Here is an 18667-nt window from a genome sequence, read left to right as displayed (position 1 = left end):
CGGCGGGCCGCCGGCATCCAACTGGCCTGTGGGGCCCGCTACTTGAGGGGCTCCTCGGCCCGGACGGCTTCGCGTGCACCGGCCGGCTGACGCGTACCGCGCCGGCCGGTCCCGGCGCTCTTCGTGGCGGGGAGCTTGGCGCCCGGGCCGGGCGGGGTGGGGTCGTCGGTGTCGGGTGCCGCGGTCTCACTTGTGCCGGGCGGCGGCGCGGGCTTCGCGCTCTTGCGGCGGGAGGCCGGCGGGGTGCCCTTGCCAGGCGTGGCGGGGTGGTGGCCCTCGCCGGTGGCGGGCGGGGTGGCTTCGCTCAAGGCCTCGGGTTCCCTGCCCGGCGGCGGCGCGGGTGCGGTCTCCTGGTCCGGGGCCGCGCGCTCCGTACCCGCCGACGCGGACTCCACGTTCCGGCCCGCGGACCCCGTCTCCGCACCACGGCCCGCCGCCGCCTCGTCCACGTCCTCGTCCTCGTCGCGGGACTGGGTCAGCCACACCACGGCGGCTCCGGTGACGGCGATCGGCCACTCGATGGCCCCGGCCACGCCGAGCAGCCCGGCGCCCGCGTACGCCACGATGCGTCGGCTCTTCGGCGACACCACCCCGACCCGGTCGAGGGTTTCGTCGGCGACCCTGGCCACCACACCCGCTCCCGGAAGCTGCCGCAGCCGTGCGGCGGCCGCGCGCACGGGACGGGTGAGGTCGGGGGGCGCGCTCCGGTTCTCGCTCACGACGGCCTCCTGCTGCTGCTTGCTGCCTTGCGACGGTTTCCCCGCCGGGTTCCCAGAAACCTTCGGGGAAAGCCCGCGCGAGCAGCGGCAGTTCAGTGGAGGCGGGGTGGAGACGACGGGTGTGGGTGCAGGAGGCGGATCAGTGGACGCAGAGGCAGAACGGGTGCCCCGCGGGGTCCGCGTACACCCGCCAGTTGGCACCCGGACGCACCTCGTCCGTGCGCTCCAGAAGGGTCGCGCCCAGTGCGAGCGCCCGCTTCTCCTCGGCCTCGAGGTCGTCCACGTCGAAGTCCAGATGGAGCTGCTGCGGATGCTCCTGGCCGGGCCACTGCGGCGGCCGGTACCCGTCCACGCGCTGGCAGGCCAGCGGGGTCCCCTCGAATCCGCGCACCTCGATCCACCCCGGGTCCTCGGGGTCCCGCTCCACCCGGCCGCCCAGCAACTGGGCGTAGAATGCGGCCAGTTGTACGGGATCGGCGCAGTCGAGCGCGATGGCCTGAAGCTTCCGGATCACCGGCGTCACTCCTCGTTCCGTGTTCGCCCGCGCGGCGCCGCCCGCCGGTACCGCTGCGGCACAGCCGTCACGCCGCCGTCGCCGCACCGCCCTCACGGACCCGCCTACGCACCTTTTGTGCCCTCTCGTTCCCCGCGGAAGCCGGCCCACACCACCATGGTGGCCGCCAGGACGACGAGGGTGACGGACCGGAGCGTGGCCGACATCCCGGCCGTGTGGTCCTGGCCCGCCGAGACAGCCAGACGACGTAGAGGCCGTACGGGGTGTGCTCGCCCGCCGTGGGCAGCGCGAGCAGGCCCAGCCGCCGCGGTGCGGTGGAGCACGGTGCGGTGGTGGGGGCGTCAGCCCAGCCCTCTGTCGCCGCGGAGCCGCGGAGCAGGGCGCCCACAACCCCCTCAACCCGAAAACCCCGCCTCCCCGAGCGACTTCTCGATCCGCGCCCGGTGGTCCGCCTCCCACTCGTCGAGCGTCAGGGCCTCCTCCTTCGCCGTCTTCAGGCGCGCGGCCGTGAGCACGTCCTGCGCGCGGTCCCGCGGCACGACCACCACCCCTTCCTCGTCCGCCACCACGATGTCGCCCGCGTGCACGATCACCCCGCCCACGCGGACCGGCTCGTTGAAGGGTTCGACCGTCTTCTTGTTGCCTGGGAGGGGGACAACTCCCCGCGCGTACACGGGAAACCCGCTCGCGCGCACCTCGGCGATGTCCCGGATCGCGCCGTTCATCACGAACCCCGCGATGCCGCGCCGCTGGGCGATCGCGCACACGTTGCCCCCGGCCAGCGCGTAGCGCGCGTCGGCCGCCTCCACGACGAGGACCGACCCGGGCTCGGCGCGGTAGATCGCGGCGTGCAGGCCCAACTGGTCGCCCGCCGGGCAGCGCACCGTGAAGGCCGGGCCCGCGATCCGTGGCGCGGGGCCCCACAGCGGACGGATGTCGAGGTCCATCACCTGCGCACGGCCGACCGCCTCGGCGAGGGTGGTGGGCGAGAGCGCACGGAACGCGTCGTACGTGCGGTCCTCGTCCGCACGGCCACTACCCGTCGCGCCGCCGCCGCTGCTCTGCTCGTCGTCGTTCATATCCGTTACGTCCTCGCTGAGTTCGAGTGGGTGCGCGCCGGGTTCGACCTGATCACGAAGGGGACCCGCGAAACAAGTGGTGACGGATGCGCGGCCGCGTGACCCGTGTCGCTGTTGGGCCGATCGGGTGAGTCTGCGCAAGAATCGGCTGGTGCAGACAATCAGTGCGAGCCGGAAGAGCCGCTCAGGCTCCCAGGACGGCGCGGCGACGGGCCGCGCCGGAGACCGACGGACGGGACAGGTGGAGCAGTGAACCGGCACAGCCGCGACGTCACGGACGAACAGTGGGAGGGACTCGCCGAGGTCGTCCCCCTGCGCAGCCGTGACGCATGGCCGTCCTGGCCGGGCTACCGAGCCCTGCCGGAGGCCGAGACCGAGACACGGCGCCGTTTCACGGTGCTGCGCGTGAACGTCTTCGCCGACGCGCGCGACGTCGCCCGCTCCCTCATGGGCGGGATACCCGTGCTGCTCGACCTGAGCGGTGCGGAGACCCAAGTGGCCAAGAGAGTCCTGGACTTCAGCAGCGGGGTCGTCTTCGGCCTCAACTGCGGCATGACCCGCGTGGACCGCAACGTGTTCCTCCTGACGCCCCCGGACACCGAGGTGCAGGGCTTCGTACAGGAAGCGACCGGGATCGCGCTGCCGCGCCCGTAGCGGCGTCCTTCGATCGTAGGAAGGCCCGGACGGTAAAACGGTTCGGCAGAAAAGCCCTGCTTAGCCTCGCGGCATGACGCTGCTCCAGGAAGGCGAGGCCACCGGTGCCGCGACCGCGCCCGACCGCCCCGCCGCCCCGTACACCGACCACCCCGCCCACCGCCCCGCCGTCCGCGCCCTGCGGCTCTCCGCCTTCGCCGGACACCGCCGCATCACACTGCCGCTCGGGCCGTTCACCCTCATCACGGGACCGAGCGGCAGCGGCAAGTCCAGTGCGCTGCGCGCGTACGAGCTGCTCGCGCGCCTCGCCTCCGGCACACCCCTCGCGCAGGCCGTGCCGGACCCGGAGGCCTGCGTGCCGGAACAGGCCGGGCCCGACCGGCAGGGGCGGCGCGGGTTCCGGCTCGGGTGCCTGGTCGAGGGACCGGCAGGGCGCGTACGGCTCGACCTCGCCGTCCAGGTCGAGCCCGAACTGCGCATCGCCGGCGAGCGCCTGAGCCTCGGCGACGTGGTCCTCATGGAGTCCGCGCTCCGCGACCCCGCCCGCCGCGCGGTCCACGCGGTATGGCACCCGGCGGGCCACGCGCCCGCCACCGGAGTGCCCCTGCCCGACGACCAGCTGGCCACGGCTCTGCTCCCGCTGCACGTGGCCGGTGCGACGGACGGACAGCGCAGCGTCCTCGCCGCGGCCGAGCAGGCCGTGCTCGCCCTGCGCTCCTCGTACGCCTGCGATCCGCAGCCCTCCCGCATGCGCGCCCCGGTGCCTCCGGGACCGGGCCGGCTGCTGCGGGACTGCGGGAACCTGGCCGACGTGCTGCGCCGCACCCGGGCCGAGTGCGGCACACGGCACGCCCAGCTCGTCGCGGCGGCGCGGGCGGGTTCGACGGGCGCGGTCATGGACGTACGGGCGGAGAGCGCCGCAGCAGGACACATCCGCGCGGTCCTCGACCGGGGCGGGGCGGCCGCCACCCCGCTCGCGCACCTCGGAGACGGGGAGCTGCGGCACCTCGCCCTCTCCCTGGTCCTGCTCACCGGCCCCGGTGTGCTCGCCGTGGACCAGGTCGGCGAAGTCCCTTCGGCGCTCCAGCCGTTGACCGTGCTGGCCGACGGACTCGACCGCGACCTGGACCGGCGCCAGCGCGAGGAGCTGCTCCGGCTCGCGGCGCGGATGTGCGCCCGCGGCCACATCCGGCTCGTGGCGGCCGTGGGCGAGGACGCGGCGGGGGCGGGACGGGCCGCCGGGGCCGCGATGGTAGACCTGGGGCGTGACAGAGAAGGAACAGAGCACCACGAGCGGCGATCTTGACGTACGGGACCTGCAGCGCAGGCTGGCCGCGTTCGCGGCCGCGCGGGACTGGGGCCCGTATCACACGCCCAAGAACCTGACCTCCGCGCTCAGCGTCGAGGCGGCCGAACTCGTCGAGATCTTCCAGTGGTTGACGCCCGAGCAGTCCGCGCGGGTCATGGACGACCCGGACTTCGCGCACCGCGTCCGTGACGAGGTGGCCGACGTCCTCGCGTATCTGCTGCAATTGTGCGAGGTGCTCGGCGTGGACGCCCTCGCGGCCCTCGCGGACAAGATCGAGCGCAACGAGAAGCGGTATCCGGTGGGGGCGGAGGGTCCCGCCGTGCCGGGTCGGATCAAGTCGGCTCCGGAGTCGGCCGGGGGCCCGGACCCGGCGAAGTGAGCAGCGCCACGGGGTGCGGGCCGACCGCCCGCACCCCGTGCCCGACAGCAGCAGGCCTCAGCCCAACTGCCCCTGCACCTGCGAAGAGATCAGCTCCAGGTGGTCCAGGTCGTCCAGATCGAGGATCTGGAGATACACCCGCTGCGACCCGATCTCCGCGTATCGGCCGATCTTGTCGACCACCTCGGCCGGCGAGCCCGCCAGCCCGTTGGCCTTGAGCTCCTCCACCTCGCGTCCGATGACCGCCGCGCGCCGCGCCACCTCGGCGTCGTCCTTGCCCACGCAGGCCACCAGGGCGTTGGAGTACACCAGGCTGTCCGGCTTGCGCCCTGCCAGCTCGGCCGCCGAGCGGACCCGGCCGAACTGCCGCTGGGAGTCCTCGATCGAGGCGAACGGAATGTTGAACTCGTCCGCGTACTGGGCCGCGAGCCGCGGCGTGCGCGTCGCACCGTGCCCGCCGATCAGAACCGGCACCTTGCTCTGCGCCGGCTTGGGCAGCGCGGGCGAGTCGGTCAGCCGGTAGTGCGTGCCCTCGTACGAGAAGGTCTTGCCCGTCTCCGTGCCCCACAGGCCGGTGACGATGGCCAGCTGCTCCTCGAGCCGGGCGAACTTCTCCTTGGGGAACGGGATCCCGTACGCCTTGTGCTCCTCCTCGAACCAGCCCGCGCCCAGGCCCAGTTCGACCCGGCCGCCGGACATCTGGTCCACCTGTGCGACCTGGATCGCGAGCACACCGGGCAGCCGGAAGGTGCCGGCCGTCATCAGCGTGCCGAGGCGGATGCGCTTGGTCTCGCGCGCCAGGCCGGCCAGCGTGATCCACGCGTCGGTCGGCCCCGGCAGCCCGTCGGCGGAGCCCATCTTCAAGTAGTGGTCGGAGCGGAAGAAGGCGTCGAAGCCGAGGTCCTCGGTCGCCTTGGCCACGGTCAGCAACGTGTCGTAAGTGGCCCCCTGCTGGGGCTCGGTGAAGATGCGAAGATCCATGTCCTCCATCCTGCACGCTCGAACGGCCGTCAACCGAGCCGACCCCGCGCGTCCGCCCTGTCCTCGGTCGGGTGAAAGTCCGTCAACTCCATGCATGAGGACGGTTGCTGACAGTGACCGGCCCCAGAGGTGATCGTTGGCTCGGGCGGAGCCGGAACGCCCGGCGCCGGCGAACGCTGCCCGGGCGTCGCCCGCACGTACTGCTCCGCCCCACTGGACGGAGCGCAGGCCGAGGAGGCCGTCAATGTCCCAGGAAGCCGCGCCGGAACAGACCGCCGACTCCATCCCCGCCCAGGGCGGCCGGCCCAAGGGCCTGTTGCAGCAGATGGAGGAGCTGATGGCCGCGCTCAACGCGGACCTGTCCCAGCTCGACGCCGAACTCCAGACCTCCCCCCGCACCCGCACCGAGGACACTCCCGGGACCGCGCCGGACACCGTCGGCTAGGGTGTCGGCCCGAACGAGGGGCCCGAACGCGGGCCCCGACGCGGGCCCCGACGCGGGCCCGGATGTGGGTCGGCACGCAGGGCCGAGCTCGGGGCCGGACGAGGTGGGGGAGATGGCGCAGACGCGCGGCAGCAGTGTGACGGGCTGGATCCATGCGACGGCCAGCGTGCTCGTCGGCGCGGGCGCCATGCTCATGCTGGGCGTCCAGTTCTTCTCCGCCACGACGGCCGGCGCGATCGCCATCGGCGTCGCGCTGGTCGGCCTGGTCGTCGAGGCCAAGAACGGCGACACCTCCCCCCGCCGCACCTTCCACCTGGCCGGCCTCCTGATGGGGCTCGCGGCGGCGGTCCTGGCGCAGATCGTGCCGGGGCTGTTCCTGTTCGCGGCGATGTAGCCGCTTCTCCGTCCCCCGCTTCCCCGCTTCTGTGCGGGGCTGTGGGCCGCGGCCCGTTTACTGCCCGGATCGGCCCGGCTCCCCTTCTGACCTCCGGCTTTGCATAATGCTCGGGTGACAGCAGGACGGCATCGAAAGCAGCGCGCGGAAGGGGGAGTTGGGCGTTCCGGTCATGCCGGATATGTACGGGTGTGCCGTGCCCTCGCCCGCAGGCTCCGCCGCCCGGCCCTGCCGCCGCCCCTGTGGCTCCGTCTCGAAGGCATCGCCGTCGCGGTGCTCGGTGCCGGCGCGATCGTGGTCTGCGGCGCGGCGGGCACCCTGGCCGGGTTCCCGTCGGCGCAGTCCGCCGCGGCCGGCGCGGTCGCCGCGCTCGCGCTGACCCTGTACCTCCTGGTCACCCGCGCCGGCCGGATCCTCGGCGCCGCCGTCGCCGCGCTCGGCATCGCGCTCGCCCTGCTCGTCCCGCAGCTCACCACCGACGTCACGCTGGCCGGACGCGGGGAGCGGGTGCAGGTGGTGGTGACCGCCGTCGCCGTGAGCCAGGAGGACGACGAGAAGTACCTCTGCTCCGTGCGGTACGGCGACGGGACACCGGTCAAGCGCCGGCTCTCGCGCGGCTGCTCGGCCGCGGTGACCCCCGGCTCCTCGATCGGGATGCTGTACGACCCGAAGGGGCGGCTGGCCCCGCACGGCATCAGCCCGGCGGGCGCGACCTGGCGCCTGGTGGCCCAGGGTGCGGCGCTGACTGCGGGCCTCGCCGTGCTGGCGTATCTGGCGGTCGTACGCTCCATCCGCCGCGGCGCCTGAGCGCCCGCCCGTCGCGGCTGCCGGGAGCCCGCCCGCCTTCGGCCCGTACCCGCGCGATGCGCCCTGGAGAGCCCCCGAAGAGCCCTTGAGCCCTGAGCCTACGGGCCGAAAATCCCTGCAGGTCGCAGCGGTGACCGGGGTACTTTGTGCGGACGCCCGGCCCCGGGCGCACTCCACCCGACGGCGTCATCGCGCCCTCGGACGACCGCCTACGTATCGAGGCACCCACCGTGTTCCTGACGATCTCCACCACCGGCACCCCGGACCGCCCGGCGACCGACCTCGGCTTCCTGCTGCACAAGCATCCCGACAAGGCGCAGGTGTTCAGCACCGCGCAGGGCAAGGCGCATGTGCTGTATCCCGAGGCGGACGATCAGCGGTGCACGGCGGCGCTGCTCCTGGAGATCGACCCCGTCGCGCTCGTCCGCAAGGGGAAGGGCAAGGGCCGCGGCGGCGCCCCCGACGCGGCACTCGCGCAGTACGTCAACGACCGGCCGTACGCCGCCTCGTCCCTGCTCGCCGTGGCTCTGAGCACCGTGTTCAAGTCCGCCCTGCGCGGGGTGTGCACCGCCAAGCCGGAGCTCGTCGGCCGGAAGCTGCCGCTCACCGTCGAGGTGCCCGCGCTGCCCGCCCGCGGCGGGGCGGCCCTGGTCACCAAGCTCTTCGAGCCGCTCGGCTGGACCGTCACGGCCGAGCCCGTCCCGCTCGACGCACAGTTCCCCGACTGGGGCGACTCGCGGTACGTACGCCTCGTACTCGAAGGGGAGCAGGTGCTCGCCGAGGCGCTGCGGCACCTCTATGTCCTGCTGCCGGTGCTCGACGACGCCAAGCACTACTGGGTCGCCCCCGACGAGGTGGACAAGCTGCTGCGCGCCGGCGAGGGCTGGCTCGCGGAGCACCCCGAGCACAAGCTGATCACCAGCCGCTACCTGTCCCGGCGCTGGTCGCTCACGCGCGAGGCGATGGACCGCCTCGAACTGGTGCGCCTGGCCGACCTCGACGACCTGGCGGTCGAGGAGGTCGACAACGCCGTGGACGAGACCACCGACACCGAGGAGAAGCCGGTCCCGCTCGCCGTGCAGCGGCGCGACGCGATCATCGAGGCGCTCAAGGGCGCCGGCGCGCACCGCGTGCTCGACCTGGGCTGCGGCCAGGGCCAGTTGGTGCAGGCACTGCTCAAGGACGTCACGTTCACCGAGATCGTCGGCGTCGACGTGTCGATGCGCGCCCTCACCATCGCCGCGCGCCGCCTGAAGCTGGAGCGGATGGGGGAGCGGCAGGCCTCGCGCGTGCAGCTCTTCCAGGGCTCGCTCGCGTACACCGACAAGCGGCTCAAGGGGTACGACGCCGCGGTGCTCAGCGAGGTGATCGAGCACCTCGACCTGCCGCGGCTGCCCGCCCTGGAGTACGCGGTGTTCGGCTCCGCGCGGCCCGCGACGGTGCTCGTGACCACGCCGAACGTCGAGTACAACGTGCGCTGGGAGTCGCTGCCCGCCGGGCACGTACGCCATGGCGACCACCGCTTCGAGTGGACCCGCGAGGAGTTCCGCATGTGGGCCGGGCAGGTCGCCGAACGGCACGGCTACGGCGTGGAGTTCCGGCCCGTCGGGCCCGACGACCCCGAAGTGGGACCCCCCACACAGATGGCTGTTTTTACGATCAGCAGCACCACCGAAACCACCACCGCGAAGGGAGAGAAGGCAGCATGACGAACGACATCCGCACCGAAGCGCCGCGCGCGGGCCGCGTCCTGCCCGTCACCGACCTGTCCCTCGTAGTCCTGGTCGGCTCCACCGGTTCGGGCAAGTCCAGCTTCGCCCGCAAGCACTTCAAGCCCACCGAGGTGCTCTCCAGCGACTTCTTCCGCGGCCTGGTCGCCGACGACGAGAACGACCAGAGCGCCAGCGGCGACGCCTTCGACGTGCTGCACTACATCGCCGGCAAGCGCCTGGCCGCGGGCCGGCTCACCGTCGTGGACGCGACCAACGTGCAGACCGAGGCGCGCCGTCAGCTGGTCCAGATCGCCCGGCAGCACGACGTCCTGCCGATCGCGATCGTCCTCGACGTGCCCGAGGAGGTGTGCGCCGCGCGCAATGCCGGCCGCGCCGACCGCGCGGGCATGCCGCGCCGCGTCATCCAGCGCCACCAGCGCGAACTGCGCCGTTCGCTGCGGCACTTGGAGCGCGAGGGCTTCCGCAAGGTGCACATCCTGCGCGGCGTCGAGGAGATCGAGCACGCCTCGATCAGCATCGAGAAGCGCTACAACGACCTCACGCACCTCACCGGCCCCTTCGACATCATCGGCGACATCCACGGCTGCCGCTCCGAACTCGACACCCTGCTCGCCACGTTGGGTTACGAGGACGGGGTGCACCCGCAGGGCCGTACCGCCGTGTTCGTCGGCGACCTCGTCGACCGCGGCCCGGACTCCCCGGGCGTCCTGCGCCGCGTGATGTCCATGGTCAAGTCGGGCAACGCGCTGTGCGTACCGGGCAACCACGAGAACAAGTTCGGCCGCTACCTCAAGGGCCGCGGCGTCCAGCACACCCACGGCCTCGCCGAGACCATCGAGCAGATGGAGGGCGAGAGTGAGGAATTCCGGGCGGAGGTAAGGGAGTTCATCGACGGGCTCGTCAGCCACTACGTCCTCGACGAGGGCAAGCTGGTCGTGTGTCACGCCGGGCTGCCCGAGAAGTACCACGGCCGTACGTCCGGCCGGGTGCGCAGCCACGCCCTGTACGGGGACACCACCGGCGAGACCGACGAGTTCGGCCTGCCCGTGCGCTACCCGTGGGCCGAGGACTACCGCGGCCGGGCGGCGGTCGTGTACGGGCACACCCCCGTGCCGACCGCGACCTGGCTCAACAACACCATCTGCCTCGACACCGGCGCCGTCTTCGGCGGCAAGCTCACCGCGCTGCGCTGGCCGGAGCGCGAACTGGTCGACGTACCGGCCGAGAAGGTCTGGTACGAGCCGGTCAAGCCGCTCGCGACCGAGGCGCCCGGCGGGCACGAAGGCCGGCCGCTGGACCTGGCGGACGTGCACGGCAAGCGGATCGTGGAGACCACGCACGCGGGCCGGGTCGCGGTGCGCGAGGAGAACGCGGCGGCCGCGCTGGAGGTCATGAGCCGCTTCGCCGTCGACCCGCGCCTGGTCCCGTACCTGCCGCCGACCATGGCGCCGACGGCGACCTCTGCCGTCGAGGGCTTCCTTGAGCACCCGGCCGAGGCCTTCGCGCAGTACGCCGCCGACGGGGTCGAGCGGGTGGTGTGCGAGGAGAAGCACATGGGCTCGCGGGCCGTGGCGCTGGTCTGCCGCGACGCCGCGGCCGCCCGCGAGCGCTTCGGCGTCGAGGGCGTCACCGGGTCGCTGTACACACGTACCGGTCGGCCCTTCTTCGACGACTCGGTGGTCACGGAGGAGATCCTCGACCGCGTACGGAAGGCGGCCGACGAGGCCGGACTCTGGGCGGAGCTCGGCACGGACTGGCTGCTCCTGGACGGGGAGTTGCTGCCCTGGTCGCTGAAGGCGGGCGGCCTGCTCCGCTCGCAGTACGCGGCGGTCGGCGCCGCGGCCGGCGCGGTCTTCCCGGGCGCGCTCGCCGCCCTCGAATCTGCGGTTGCGCGCGGGGTGGACGCGGGCGAGCTGCTTGCGCGGCAGCGCGAACGGGCCGCCGACGCCTCGGCGTTCACCGAGGCGTACCGGCGCTACTGCTGGACCACCGACGGTCTGGAGGGCGTGCGCTTCGCGCCCTTCCAGGTGCTCGCCGTCAAGGGCCGCAGCATGGCGGCCGTCCCGCACGACGAGCAGTTGGCGCTGCTCGACCGCCTGGTGGCCGCCGACCCGACCGGTCTGCTCCAGACCACCCGCAGGCTCTACGTCGACACGGGCTCGCCCGAGTCGGTGCAGGCGGGCGTCGACTGGTGGCTGGAGATGACCGGGCGCGGCGGCGAGGGCATGGTGGTCAAGCCGCTCGGTGCCCTGGTGCGCGACGGCAAGGGCCGGCTCGTGCAGCCCGGCATCAAGTGCCGCGGGCGCGAGTACCTGCGGATCATCTACGGAGCGGAGTACACGCGCCCGGAGAACCTGGAGCGCCTGCGCCAGCGGTACCTCGGCCACAAGCGGTCGCTCGCCCTGCGCGAATACGCCCTCGGGGTCGAGGCCCTCGACCGGCTCGGCGCGGGTGAGCCGCTGTGGCGGGTGCACGAGGCGGTGTTCGCGGTGCTGGCTCTCGAGTCGGAGCCCGTGGACCCGCGCCTGTAGGACACCGGCGGGCGGCGGCAGGGGACCATCCCGTGCCGCCGCCCGCCCGAACCTGTGCCGAGCCCGGCGCTGACCGCCCCGAACTGGGGAAGGATGCCGTCATGGGATTCCATGTCGCCTCCGAGACCGGGCGCCTGCGCCGCGTCATCCTGCACCGACCCGACCTCGAACTGAAGCGCCTCACCCCCAGCAACAAGGACGCCCTCCTCTTCGACGACGTGCTCTGGGTCCGCCGGGCCCGCCAGGAGCACGACGGGTTCGCCGATGTGCTCCGCGACCGCGGCGTCGAGGTGCATCTCTTCGGCGACCTGCTCCGCGAGGCACTCGACGTGCCCGCCGCCCGCACCCTCGTCCTGGACCGCGTCTTCGACGAGAAGGCCTACGGCCCGCTGGCCACCCCGACCCTGCGGGCGGCCTTCGAGACGATGACCGCCGCCGACCTCGTGTCGGCGCTCGTCGGGGGCATGACCAAGCGCGAATACCTGGAGCAGCACCCCGAGCCGACCTCCGTGCGCTTCCACGCGATGGAGCTCGACGACTTCCTGCTCGGCCCGCTGCCCAACCACCTCTTCACGCGCGACACCTCCGCCTGGATCTACGACGGGGTCTCGATCAACGCGATGCGCTGGCCCGCCCGGCAGCGCGAGACCGTGCACTTCGAGGCGATCTACCGCCACCACCCGCTGTTCGCCGGCGAGCAGGGCGGGGCCTTCCACCACTGGTCGGAGGGGCAGTCCGACTACCCGTCGACGATCGAGGGCGGGGACGTCCTCGTCATCGGCAACGGCGCGGTGCTGATCGGGATGAGCGAGCGCACCACACCGCAGGCCGTGGAGATGCTCGCGCACAAGCTCTTCGCGGCCGGCTCGGCCCGCTCCATCGTGGCCCTCGACATGCCCAAGCGGCGGGCCTTCATGCACCTGGACACCGTGATGACGATGGTCGACGGCGACACCTTCACGCAGTACGCGGGCCTCGGCATGCTCCCCTCGTACACCATCGAACCCGGCGTGGGGGAGCGGGAGCTGAAGGTCACCGACCATCCGCCGGAGCACATGCACCGGGCCATCGCCGCCGCACTCGGCCTGGACGCGATCCGCGTCCTCACCGCCGTCCAGGACGTGCACTCCGCCGAGCGCGAGCAGTGGGACGACGGGTGCAACGTGCTGGCCGTCGAGCCCGGGGTCGTGATCGCGTACGAGCGGAACGCCACGACGAACACCTATCTGCGCAAGGAAGGCATCGAGGTGATCGAGATCCGGGGCAGCGAGCTGGGACGCGGCCGGGGCGGGCCGCGCTGCATGAGCTGCCCGGTCGAGCGGGATGCGGTGAACTGAGGGGGACCTCCGACCGCACCGGGTGGCTGTATATATTTGCCGACTCTCGTATAGAGTTGCAGACGTAGCCGAACCCGTCCCCTCACCGCCTTGGAGCATGCGCATGGCCACCGACCTGACCGGGCGTTCCTTCCTCAAGGAGCTCGACTTCAGCGCCGAGGAGTTCCTCGCCCTGGTCGAGCTGGCCGCCGAGCTCAAGGCGGCGAAGAAGGCGGGGACCGAAGCCAGGCGTCTGGCCGGGAAGAACATCGCGCTGATCTTCGAGAAGACCTCCACCCGTACGCGCTGCGCCTTCGAGGTCGCGGCCGCCGACCAGGGCGCCTCCACCACGTATCTCGACCCCTCCGGCTCGCAGATAGGCCACAAGGAGTCCGTGAAGGACACCGCGCGGGTGCTCGGCCGGATGTTCGACGGGATCGAGTTCCGCGGCGACAGCCAGAGCGCCGTCGAGGAGCTCGCCGCCTACTCCGGGGTGCCGGTCTGGAACGGTCTGACCGACGACTGGCACCCGACCCAGATGCTCGCCGACGTGCTCACCATGACCGAGCACAGCGCCAAGCCGCTCACGGAGATCGCCTTCGCCTACCTGGGCGACGCCCGCTTCAACATGGGCAACTCGTACCTGGTGACCGGCGCGCTGCTCGGCATGGACGTACGGATCGTCGCCCCCCGCGCCTACTGGCCGGCCGAGGAGATCGTGGCGCAGGCCCGCGCCCTCGCCGACAAGAGCGGTGCGCGCATCACGCTCACCGAGGAGGTCGCGGACGGGGTGCGGGGCGCCGACTTCGTGGCCACCGACGTATGGGTCTCCATGGGCGAGCCCAAGGAGGTCTGGGCCGAGCGCATCGAGGCCCTCACCCCGTACGCCGTGACCATGGACGTGCTGCGCGCGACGGGCAACACAGACGTGAAGTTCCTGCACTGCCTGCCGGCCTTCCACGACCTGGGCACGAAGGTGGGCAAGGAGATCCACGAGCAGTACGGGCTCGCCTCGCTGGAAGTCACCGACGAGGTCTTCGAGTCGGCACACTCGGTGGTGTTCGACGAGGCGGAGAACCGGCTGCACACCATCAAGGCCGTCATGGTGGCGACCCTCGCCTGAGAGGCCGTGCGAACGGAGAGGACGGGCCGGGAACTCAGAGGGCCGGCCGCGCGGGGAGCGTGAACCACACCGCCTTGCCGGAATCGGTGAGGCGGTGTCCGCATGCCTGGCTCAGGGTGCGGATCAGGAGCAGCCCGCGGCCGTGCTCCTGCCAGGGGTCGGGCTCCTCGAGCGCGCTCGGGCGGGTCAGATCGCCCGGCGGGTTCGGCGAGGGGTCGTGCACCTCGACCTGGCAACCGGTGGGCAGCAGCTCCACGACCAGCTCGATGGGGGCGTCGCCGGAGGTGTGCTCGACGGCGTTCGCGACCAATTCCGCGGTGAGCAGCTCCGCCGTGTCGCAGTCGGCCGCCGTCTCCGGGTCGATGTCCTGGAGCGCCGTACGGACCAGGGCGCGGGCGACGGGCACGGCCGCGACGGTGTGCGGGAGTGCGATACGCCAGGAGGCAGGGGGTTCGTGCAAGGTGGGTCCGTTCACAGGCAGGCTGTCCTGCTTTCAACCTTAGGAAGCGTAACCCCCGACACAGTAGAGCCGCCGGGCCGGGGGCAAGTGGGACGAACGCCACAGTGGTCAGGACCTTTGGCAGCTTCCGCTCTGCGGTTCTCACCCGCCTCCCGCCCTTGCCGCGGAAGGCTTATCGCGTACTCGTGACGGCAGTCATATCCGGGTGATAGCTTCGAAGGGCCGCCCCACCCACAGGAGGCCCGAGGTATGAGCCCGTTCACCGGTTCCGCGCCCCGCACCCCCGAGTGGCGGCACCTGCGGGTGACCGTCGACGAGAGCGGGGTCGCCACCGTCACGTTCGCCCGCCCCGAGAAGCTGAACGCGCTGACCTTCGGCGCCTACGCCGACCTGCGCGACCTGCTCGCCGAGCTGTCCCGCGAGAAATCCGTCCGCGCGCTGGTCCTCGCAGGTGAGGGCCGGGGCTTCTGCTCGGGCGGCGACGTGGACGAGATCATCGGCGCCACACTCGCCATGGACACCGCGCAGCTGCTCGACTTCAACCGGATGACCGGCCAGGTGGTGCGCGCGATCCGCGAGTGCCCCTTCCCCGTGGTCGCCGCGCTGCACGGGGTGGCCGCGGGTGCGGGCGCGGTGCTCGCCCTGGCCGCGGACTTCCGGGTCGCCGACCCCTCGGCGCGTTTCGCCTTCCTGTTCACGAAGGTCGGTCTGTCCGGCGGCGACATGGGCGCGGCCTATCTGCTGCCCCGCGTGGTCGGCCTCGGCCACGCGACCCGGCTGCTCATGCTCGGCGACACAGTGCGCGCGCCGGAGGCCGAGCGGATCGGCCTGATCAGCGAGCTCACCGACGAGGGCAGGTCCGACGAGGCCGCGCAGGCCCTGGCCCACCGCCTCGCCGAGGGCCCGGCGCTCGCGTACGCGCAGACGAAGGCGCTGCTCACGGCCGAGCTGGACATGCCGCTCGCGGCGGCCGTGGAGATGGACGCGGCCACGCAGGCGCTCCTGATGAACGGGGAGGACTACGCCGAGTTCCACGCCGCCTTCACCGCGAAGCGGCCGCCGAAGTGGCAGGGCAGGTGACCGGCGCGAAGGCGGCGCCGCGGGTCGCCGTCATCGGCGGCGGTCCCGGCGGCCTGTACGCCGCCGCCCTGCTCAAGCGCCTCGACCCGACGCGCGAGATCACCGTCTGGGAGCGCAACGCACCGGAGGACACCTTCGGCTTCGGCGTGGTCCTCTCCGACGAGACCCTCGGCGGCATCGAGCACGCCGACCCCGTGGTGTACGCGGCGATGCAGCGGGAGTTCGTGCGCTGGGACGACATCGACATCGTGCACCGTGGTCACCGCTCCACTTCCGGCGGCCACGGCTTCGCCGCCCTCGGCCGCAAGCGGCTGCTCCAGATCCTGCACGAGCGCTGCCGCGACCTGGGCGTGGAGCTCCGCTTCCGTACGGAGGCGCCCCCGGCCGCCGATCTGAGCCGCGCGTACGACCTGGTGATCGCCGCCGACGGCGTGCACAGCGCCACCCGCACGGCGCACGCCGAGGCCTTCGGCCCGCACATCGAGGAGCACCGCTGCCGCTACATCTGGCTGGCCGCGGACTTCGCCTTCGACGCCTTCCGCTTCGAGATCGCCGAGACCGGGGCCGGCGTGATGCAGCTGCACGGCTACCCGTACAGCGACAGCGCCTCCACCGTCATCGTCGAGATGCGCGAAGAGGTCTGGCAGGCCGCCGGATTCGAGGGGCTCGACGAGCACGAGTCCGTGGAGCGCTGCGCCAAGCTCTTCGCCGACGCCCTCGACGGCCGCCCGCTGCGCTCCAACAACTCCGCCTGGATCCGCTTCCGCACGGTGGTCAACGACCGCTGGTCGCACGGCAATACGGTGCTCATCGGCGACGCGGCCCACACCGCGCACTTCTCCATCGGCTCCGGCACCAAGCTCGCCGTCGAGGACGCCCTCGCGCTCGCCGCCTGCCTCCAGGAACAGCCCACCATCGAGCGGGCGCTGCACGCGTACGAGGAGGAGCGTCGCCCCGTCGTGACCTCCACGCAGCGCGCGGCCCGCGCGAGCCTCGAATGGTTCGAGGAGCTCAAGCGCTACGTGGACCAGCCGCCGCGGCAGTTCGCGTTCAACCTGCTCACCCGCAGTCGCCGCGTCACGCACGACAACCTGCGGCTGCGCGACCCGGAGTTCACCGCGGACGTGGAGCGCGAGTTCGGCTGCCCGCCGGACACCCCGCCCATGTTCACCCCGTACAAGATCGGCGCACTGACCCTGCGCAACCGTGTGGTCGTCTCGCCGATGGACATGTACTCGGCCGTCGACGGCGTGCCCGGCGACTTCCATCTCGTCCACCTCGGCGCGCGGGCCCTCGGCGGGGCCGGGCTGGTGATGACCGAGATGGTGTGCGTCAGCCCCGAAGGCCGGATCACGCCCGGCTGCGCCGGCCTGTGGACCCCCGAACAGGCCGCCGCCTGGACGCGGATCGCGGAGTTCGTGCACCAGCAGGCCCCCGGCACGGCGCTGGGACTCCAGCTCGGCCACTCCGGCCGCAAGGGCTCCACGAAGCTGATGTGGGAGGGCATCGACGAGCCGCTGGACGAGGGCAACTGGCCGCTGTCCGCGCCCTCCCCGCTCCCGTACAAGGCGAACAGCCAGACCCCGCACGAGCTCACGCGCGACGGACTCACCGAGATCCGCGAGCAGTTCGCCGCCGCCGCCTGGCGGGCCGCGCGCTGCGGCTTCGACCTGCTCGAACTGCACTGCGCGCACGGCTACTTGCTGTCGAGCTTCCTCTCCCCGCTGACCAACCACCGCACGGACGCCTACGGCGGACCGCTGGAGAACCGGCTGCGCTACCCGCTGGAAGTCTTCGACGCCGTACGGGCGATCTGGCCCGCGGACCGGCCCATGACCGTCCGTATCTCCGCCACCGACTGGGCCGAGGGCGGCAACGGCGGGGACGAGGCCGTGGAGATCGCCCGCGCCTTCGCCGCGCACGGGGCGGACGCGATCGATGTGTCCACCGGGCAGGTGGTGGCCGAGGAGCAGCCCGCGTACGGCCGCTCGTACCAGACCCCGTACGCCGACCGGATCCGCCAGGAGACCGGCCTCCCGGTGATCGCCGTCGGGGCGATCTCGTCCTGGGACGACGTCAACTCCCTGATCCTGGCCGGGCGTACGGACCTGTGCGCCCTCGCCCGCCCGCACCTGTACGACCCGCACTGGACCCTGCACGCCGCGGCCGAACAGGGCTACACGGGCCCGGGCATCTCCTGGCCGCTCCCGTACCGTGCGGGCAGCCGCCGCCCCCAGACGGGCCGCACCGACGCACCGAAGCCGCGCTTGACCCTGGGCTGACGCCTGTCCCCCGCACAGCGCTACCCGAGCCCGGCGAACTCCGCCCCGGCCTCCCGCAGCCGCGCGTGCAACCGCGAGAACACCTCCGCCGACCGCCCGCCCGGCCAGTCGTCCGGCAGCAGTTCGGCCGGCAGGACGGGGTCGGCGTAGGGCAGATGGCGCCAGGAGTCGAGCGCGAGCAGATAGTCCCGGTACGCCTCCTCGGCCGGGGTGTCCGCGCGCGCCTCCCAGGCGGCGAGCACCGGTTCGTGCCGGTCCAGGAACTCCCGGTGGAGTTTCGCCACCGCCGTCAGGTCCCACCACCGCGCCACCGTGTCGACGGTCGCCGCGAACCCGAGGTGGTCGCCGCGGAACAGGTCCACGTACGGGGCGAGTTGGAGCCGTTCGAGCGTGTGCCGGGTCTCCTCGTGCAGGCGGGCCGGCGCGATCCACACCCCGGGCGCCGCCGTGCCGAAGCCGAGCCGCGCCAGCTGGGAGCGCAGGACGTGCCGCTTGCTGCGCTCGGCCTCCGGCACCGAGAACACCGCGAGCACCCAGCCGTCCGCGAGGGACGGCGGGCCCTCGGCGTAGATCCGCCGGTCCCCGTCGTCGAGCAGCCGCCGCGCCTCCTCGGACAGCGCGTACCCCGCGGCACCCTGCCCGGTGCGCTCCGGCACGAGCAGCCCGCGCCGCTTCAGGCGCGACACCGAGGAGCGCACGGCCGGCGCGTCCACGCCCACCGCGCCGAGCAGCCGGATCAACTCGGCGACCGGGACGGGACCTTGGGAACGGCGCCCGTAGGCCCCGTAGAACGTGACGATCAAGGATCGCGGGGTCTGCTGCTCTGCCACGTGATCACTCTGCCACGCGCGCGCCCGGGAG

18 protein-coding genes are annotated in these 18667 nt (G+C 72.6%); 12 read left to right on the top strand and 6 right to left on the bottom strand.

Annotation, left to right across the window (positions count from 1 at the left end; translation table 11 throughout):
• Positions 1-38 precede the first annotated feature (38 nt).
• The 3 genes from BLT97_RS17465 to BLT97_RS17455 form a co-directional block, all read right to left on the bottom strand.
• On the bottom strand, positions 39-719 hold the full coding sequence (locus tag BLT97_RS17465; RefSeq protein WP_093611164.1) for a hypothetical protein: 681 nt from the start codon (positions 717-719) through the stop codon (positions 39-41).
• Positions 720-858: 139 nt separating this feature from the next.
• Positions 859-1233 (bottom strand): VOC family protein, encoded by a 375-nt coding sequence (locus tag BLT97_RS17460; protein WP_093611516.1) that lies wholly within the window; start codon positions 1231-1233, stop codon positions 859-861.
• Positions 1234-1628: 395 nt separating this feature from the next.
• Positions 1629-2312, bottom strand: coding sequence for an RraA family protein (locus BLT97_RS17455; protein ID WP_093611162.1), 684 nt, complete (start codon positions 2310-2312; stop codon positions 1629-1631).
• A 249-nt stretch (positions 2313-2561) separates the two neighbouring features.
• Between BLT97_RS17455 and BLT97_RS17450 the strand changes: the two genes are divergently transcribed.
• From BLT97_RS17450 to BLT97_RS17440, 3 genes are all read left to right on the top strand, one after another.
• Positions 2562-2966: a cell division protein SepF gene (locus tag BLT97_RS17450; protein WP_093611160.1), complete on the top strand. Its 405-nt coding sequence runs from the start codon at positions 2562-2564 to the stop codon at positions 2964-2966.
• A gap of 73 nt (positions 2967-3039) precedes the next feature.
• Positions 3040-4272, top strand: a complete 1233-nt coding sequence (locus BLT97_RS17445) for an AAA family ATPase (protein ID WP_245769387.1) — start codon at positions 3040-3042, stop codon at positions 4270-4272.
• On the top strand, positions 4232-4654 hold the full coding sequence (locus tag BLT97_RS17440) for a nucleotide pyrophosphohydrolase (RefSeq protein ID WP_093611158.1): 423 nt from the start codon (positions 4232-4234) through the stop codon (positions 4652-4654). The genes BLT97_RS17445 and BLT97_RS17440 overlap by 41 nt, the downstream gene beginning before the upstream one ends.
• Positions 4655-4711: 57 nt before the next feature.
• On the opposite strand, the gene BLT97_RS17435 is transcribed toward BLT97_RS17440, so the two are convergent.
• Positions 4712-5635: an LLM class F420-dependent oxidoreductase gene (locus tag BLT97_RS17435; protein WP_093611156.1), complete on the bottom strand. Its 924-nt coding sequence runs from the start codon at positions 5633-5635 to the stop codon at positions 4712-4714.
• 244 nt (positions 5636-5879) lie between these two features.
• Here BLT97_RS17435 and BLT97_RS17430 point away from each other — a divergent pair, with 244 nt between their 5' ends.
• From BLT97_RS17430 to argF, 7 genes are all read left to right on the top strand, one after another.
• Positions 5880-6080 (top strand): hypothetical protein, encoded by a 201-nt coding sequence (locus BLT97_RS17430; RefSeq protein WP_093611154.1) that lies wholly within the window; start codon positions 5880-5882, stop codon positions 6078-6080.
• A 112-nt stretch (positions 6081-6192) separates the two neighbouring features.
• Positions 6193-6474, top strand: coding sequence for a hypothetical protein (locus BLT97_RS17425; protein ID WP_093611152.1), 282 nt, complete (start codon positions 6193-6195; stop codon positions 6472-6474).
• 189 nt (positions 6475-6663) lie between these two features.
• Positions 6664-7281: a hypothetical protein gene (locus BLT97_RS17420; RefSeq protein WP_093611150.1), complete on the top strand. Its 618-nt coding sequence runs from the start codon at positions 6664-6666 to the stop codon at positions 7279-7281.
• Between the two features lie 230 nt (positions 7282-7511).
• Positions 7512-8990: a 3' terminal RNA ribose 2'-O-methyltransferase Hen1 gene (locus BLT97_RS17415; protein WP_093611148.1), complete on the top strand. Its 1479-nt coding sequence runs from the start codon at positions 7512-7514 to the stop codon at positions 8988-8990.
• Positions 8987-11545 (top strand): polynucleotide kinase-phosphatase, encoded by a 2559-nt coding sequence (locus tag BLT97_RS17410; protein WP_093611146.1) that lies wholly within the window; start codon positions 8987-8989, stop codon positions 11543-11545. Before BLT97_RS17415 ends, BLT97_RS17410 begins: the two co-directional genes overlap by 4 nt.
• 101 nt (positions 11546-11646) lie before the next feature.
• The gene (locus BLT97_RS17405; RefSeq protein WP_093611144.1) at positions 11647-12882 is read left to right on the top strand and encodes an arginine deiminase; all 1236 of its coding nucleotides are present in this window, start codon (positions 11647-11649) and stop codon (positions 12880-12882) included.
• A gap of 103 nt (positions 12883-12985) precedes the next feature.
• The gene (argF, locus tag BLT97_RS17400; protein ID WP_093611142.1) at positions 12986-13984 is read left to right on the top strand and encodes an ornithine carbamoyltransferase; all 999 of its coding nucleotides are present in this window, start codon (positions 12986-12988) and stop codon (positions 13982-13984) included.
• A 34-nt stretch (positions 13985-14018) separates the two neighbouring features.
• Here argF and BLT97_RS17395 read toward each other — a convergent pair whose 3' ends face one another.
• The gene (locus tag BLT97_RS17395; RefSeq protein WP_093611140.1) at positions 14019-14459 is read right to left on the bottom strand and encodes an ATP-binding protein; all 441 of its coding nucleotides are present in this window, start codon (positions 14457-14459) and stop codon (positions 14019-14021) included.
• A gap of 234 nt (positions 14460-14693) precedes the next feature.
• Here BLT97_RS17395 and BLT97_RS17390 point away from each other — a divergent pair, with 234 nt between their 5' ends.
• A complete protein-coding gene (locus BLT97_RS17390; RefSeq protein WP_093611138.1) occupies positions 14694-15524 on the top strand; it encodes an enoyl-CoA hydratase family protein in 831 nt (276 codons plus the stop codon).
• Positions 15509-17806: a bifunctional salicylyl-CoA 5-hydroxylase/oxidoreductase gene (locus BLT97_RS17385; RefSeq protein ID WP_093611136.1), complete on the top strand. Its 2298-nt coding sequence runs from the start codon at positions 15509-15511 to the stop codon at positions 17804-17806. Before BLT97_RS17390 ends, BLT97_RS17385 begins: the two co-directional genes overlap by 16 nt.
• A gap of 20 nt (positions 17807-17826) precedes the next feature.
• Here BLT97_RS17385 and BLT97_RS17380 read toward each other — a convergent pair whose 3' ends face one another.
• Positions 17827-18636, bottom strand: coding sequence for a PaaX family transcriptional regulator (locus tag BLT97_RS17380; protein WP_093611134.1), 810 nt, complete (start codon positions 18634-18636; stop codon positions 17827-17829).
• Positions 18637-18667 lie beyond the last annotated feature (31 nt).

Origin of the sequence: Streptomyces indicus (genome assembly GCF_900100315.1) — a bacterium.
Classification (GTDB): Bacteria; Actinomycetota; Actinomycetes; order Streptomycetales; family Streptomycetaceae; genus Streptomyces; species Streptomyces indicus.
Note: the sequence above shows the minus strand (reverse complement) of the source record. Positions and strands in the feature narration are given on the sequence as shown.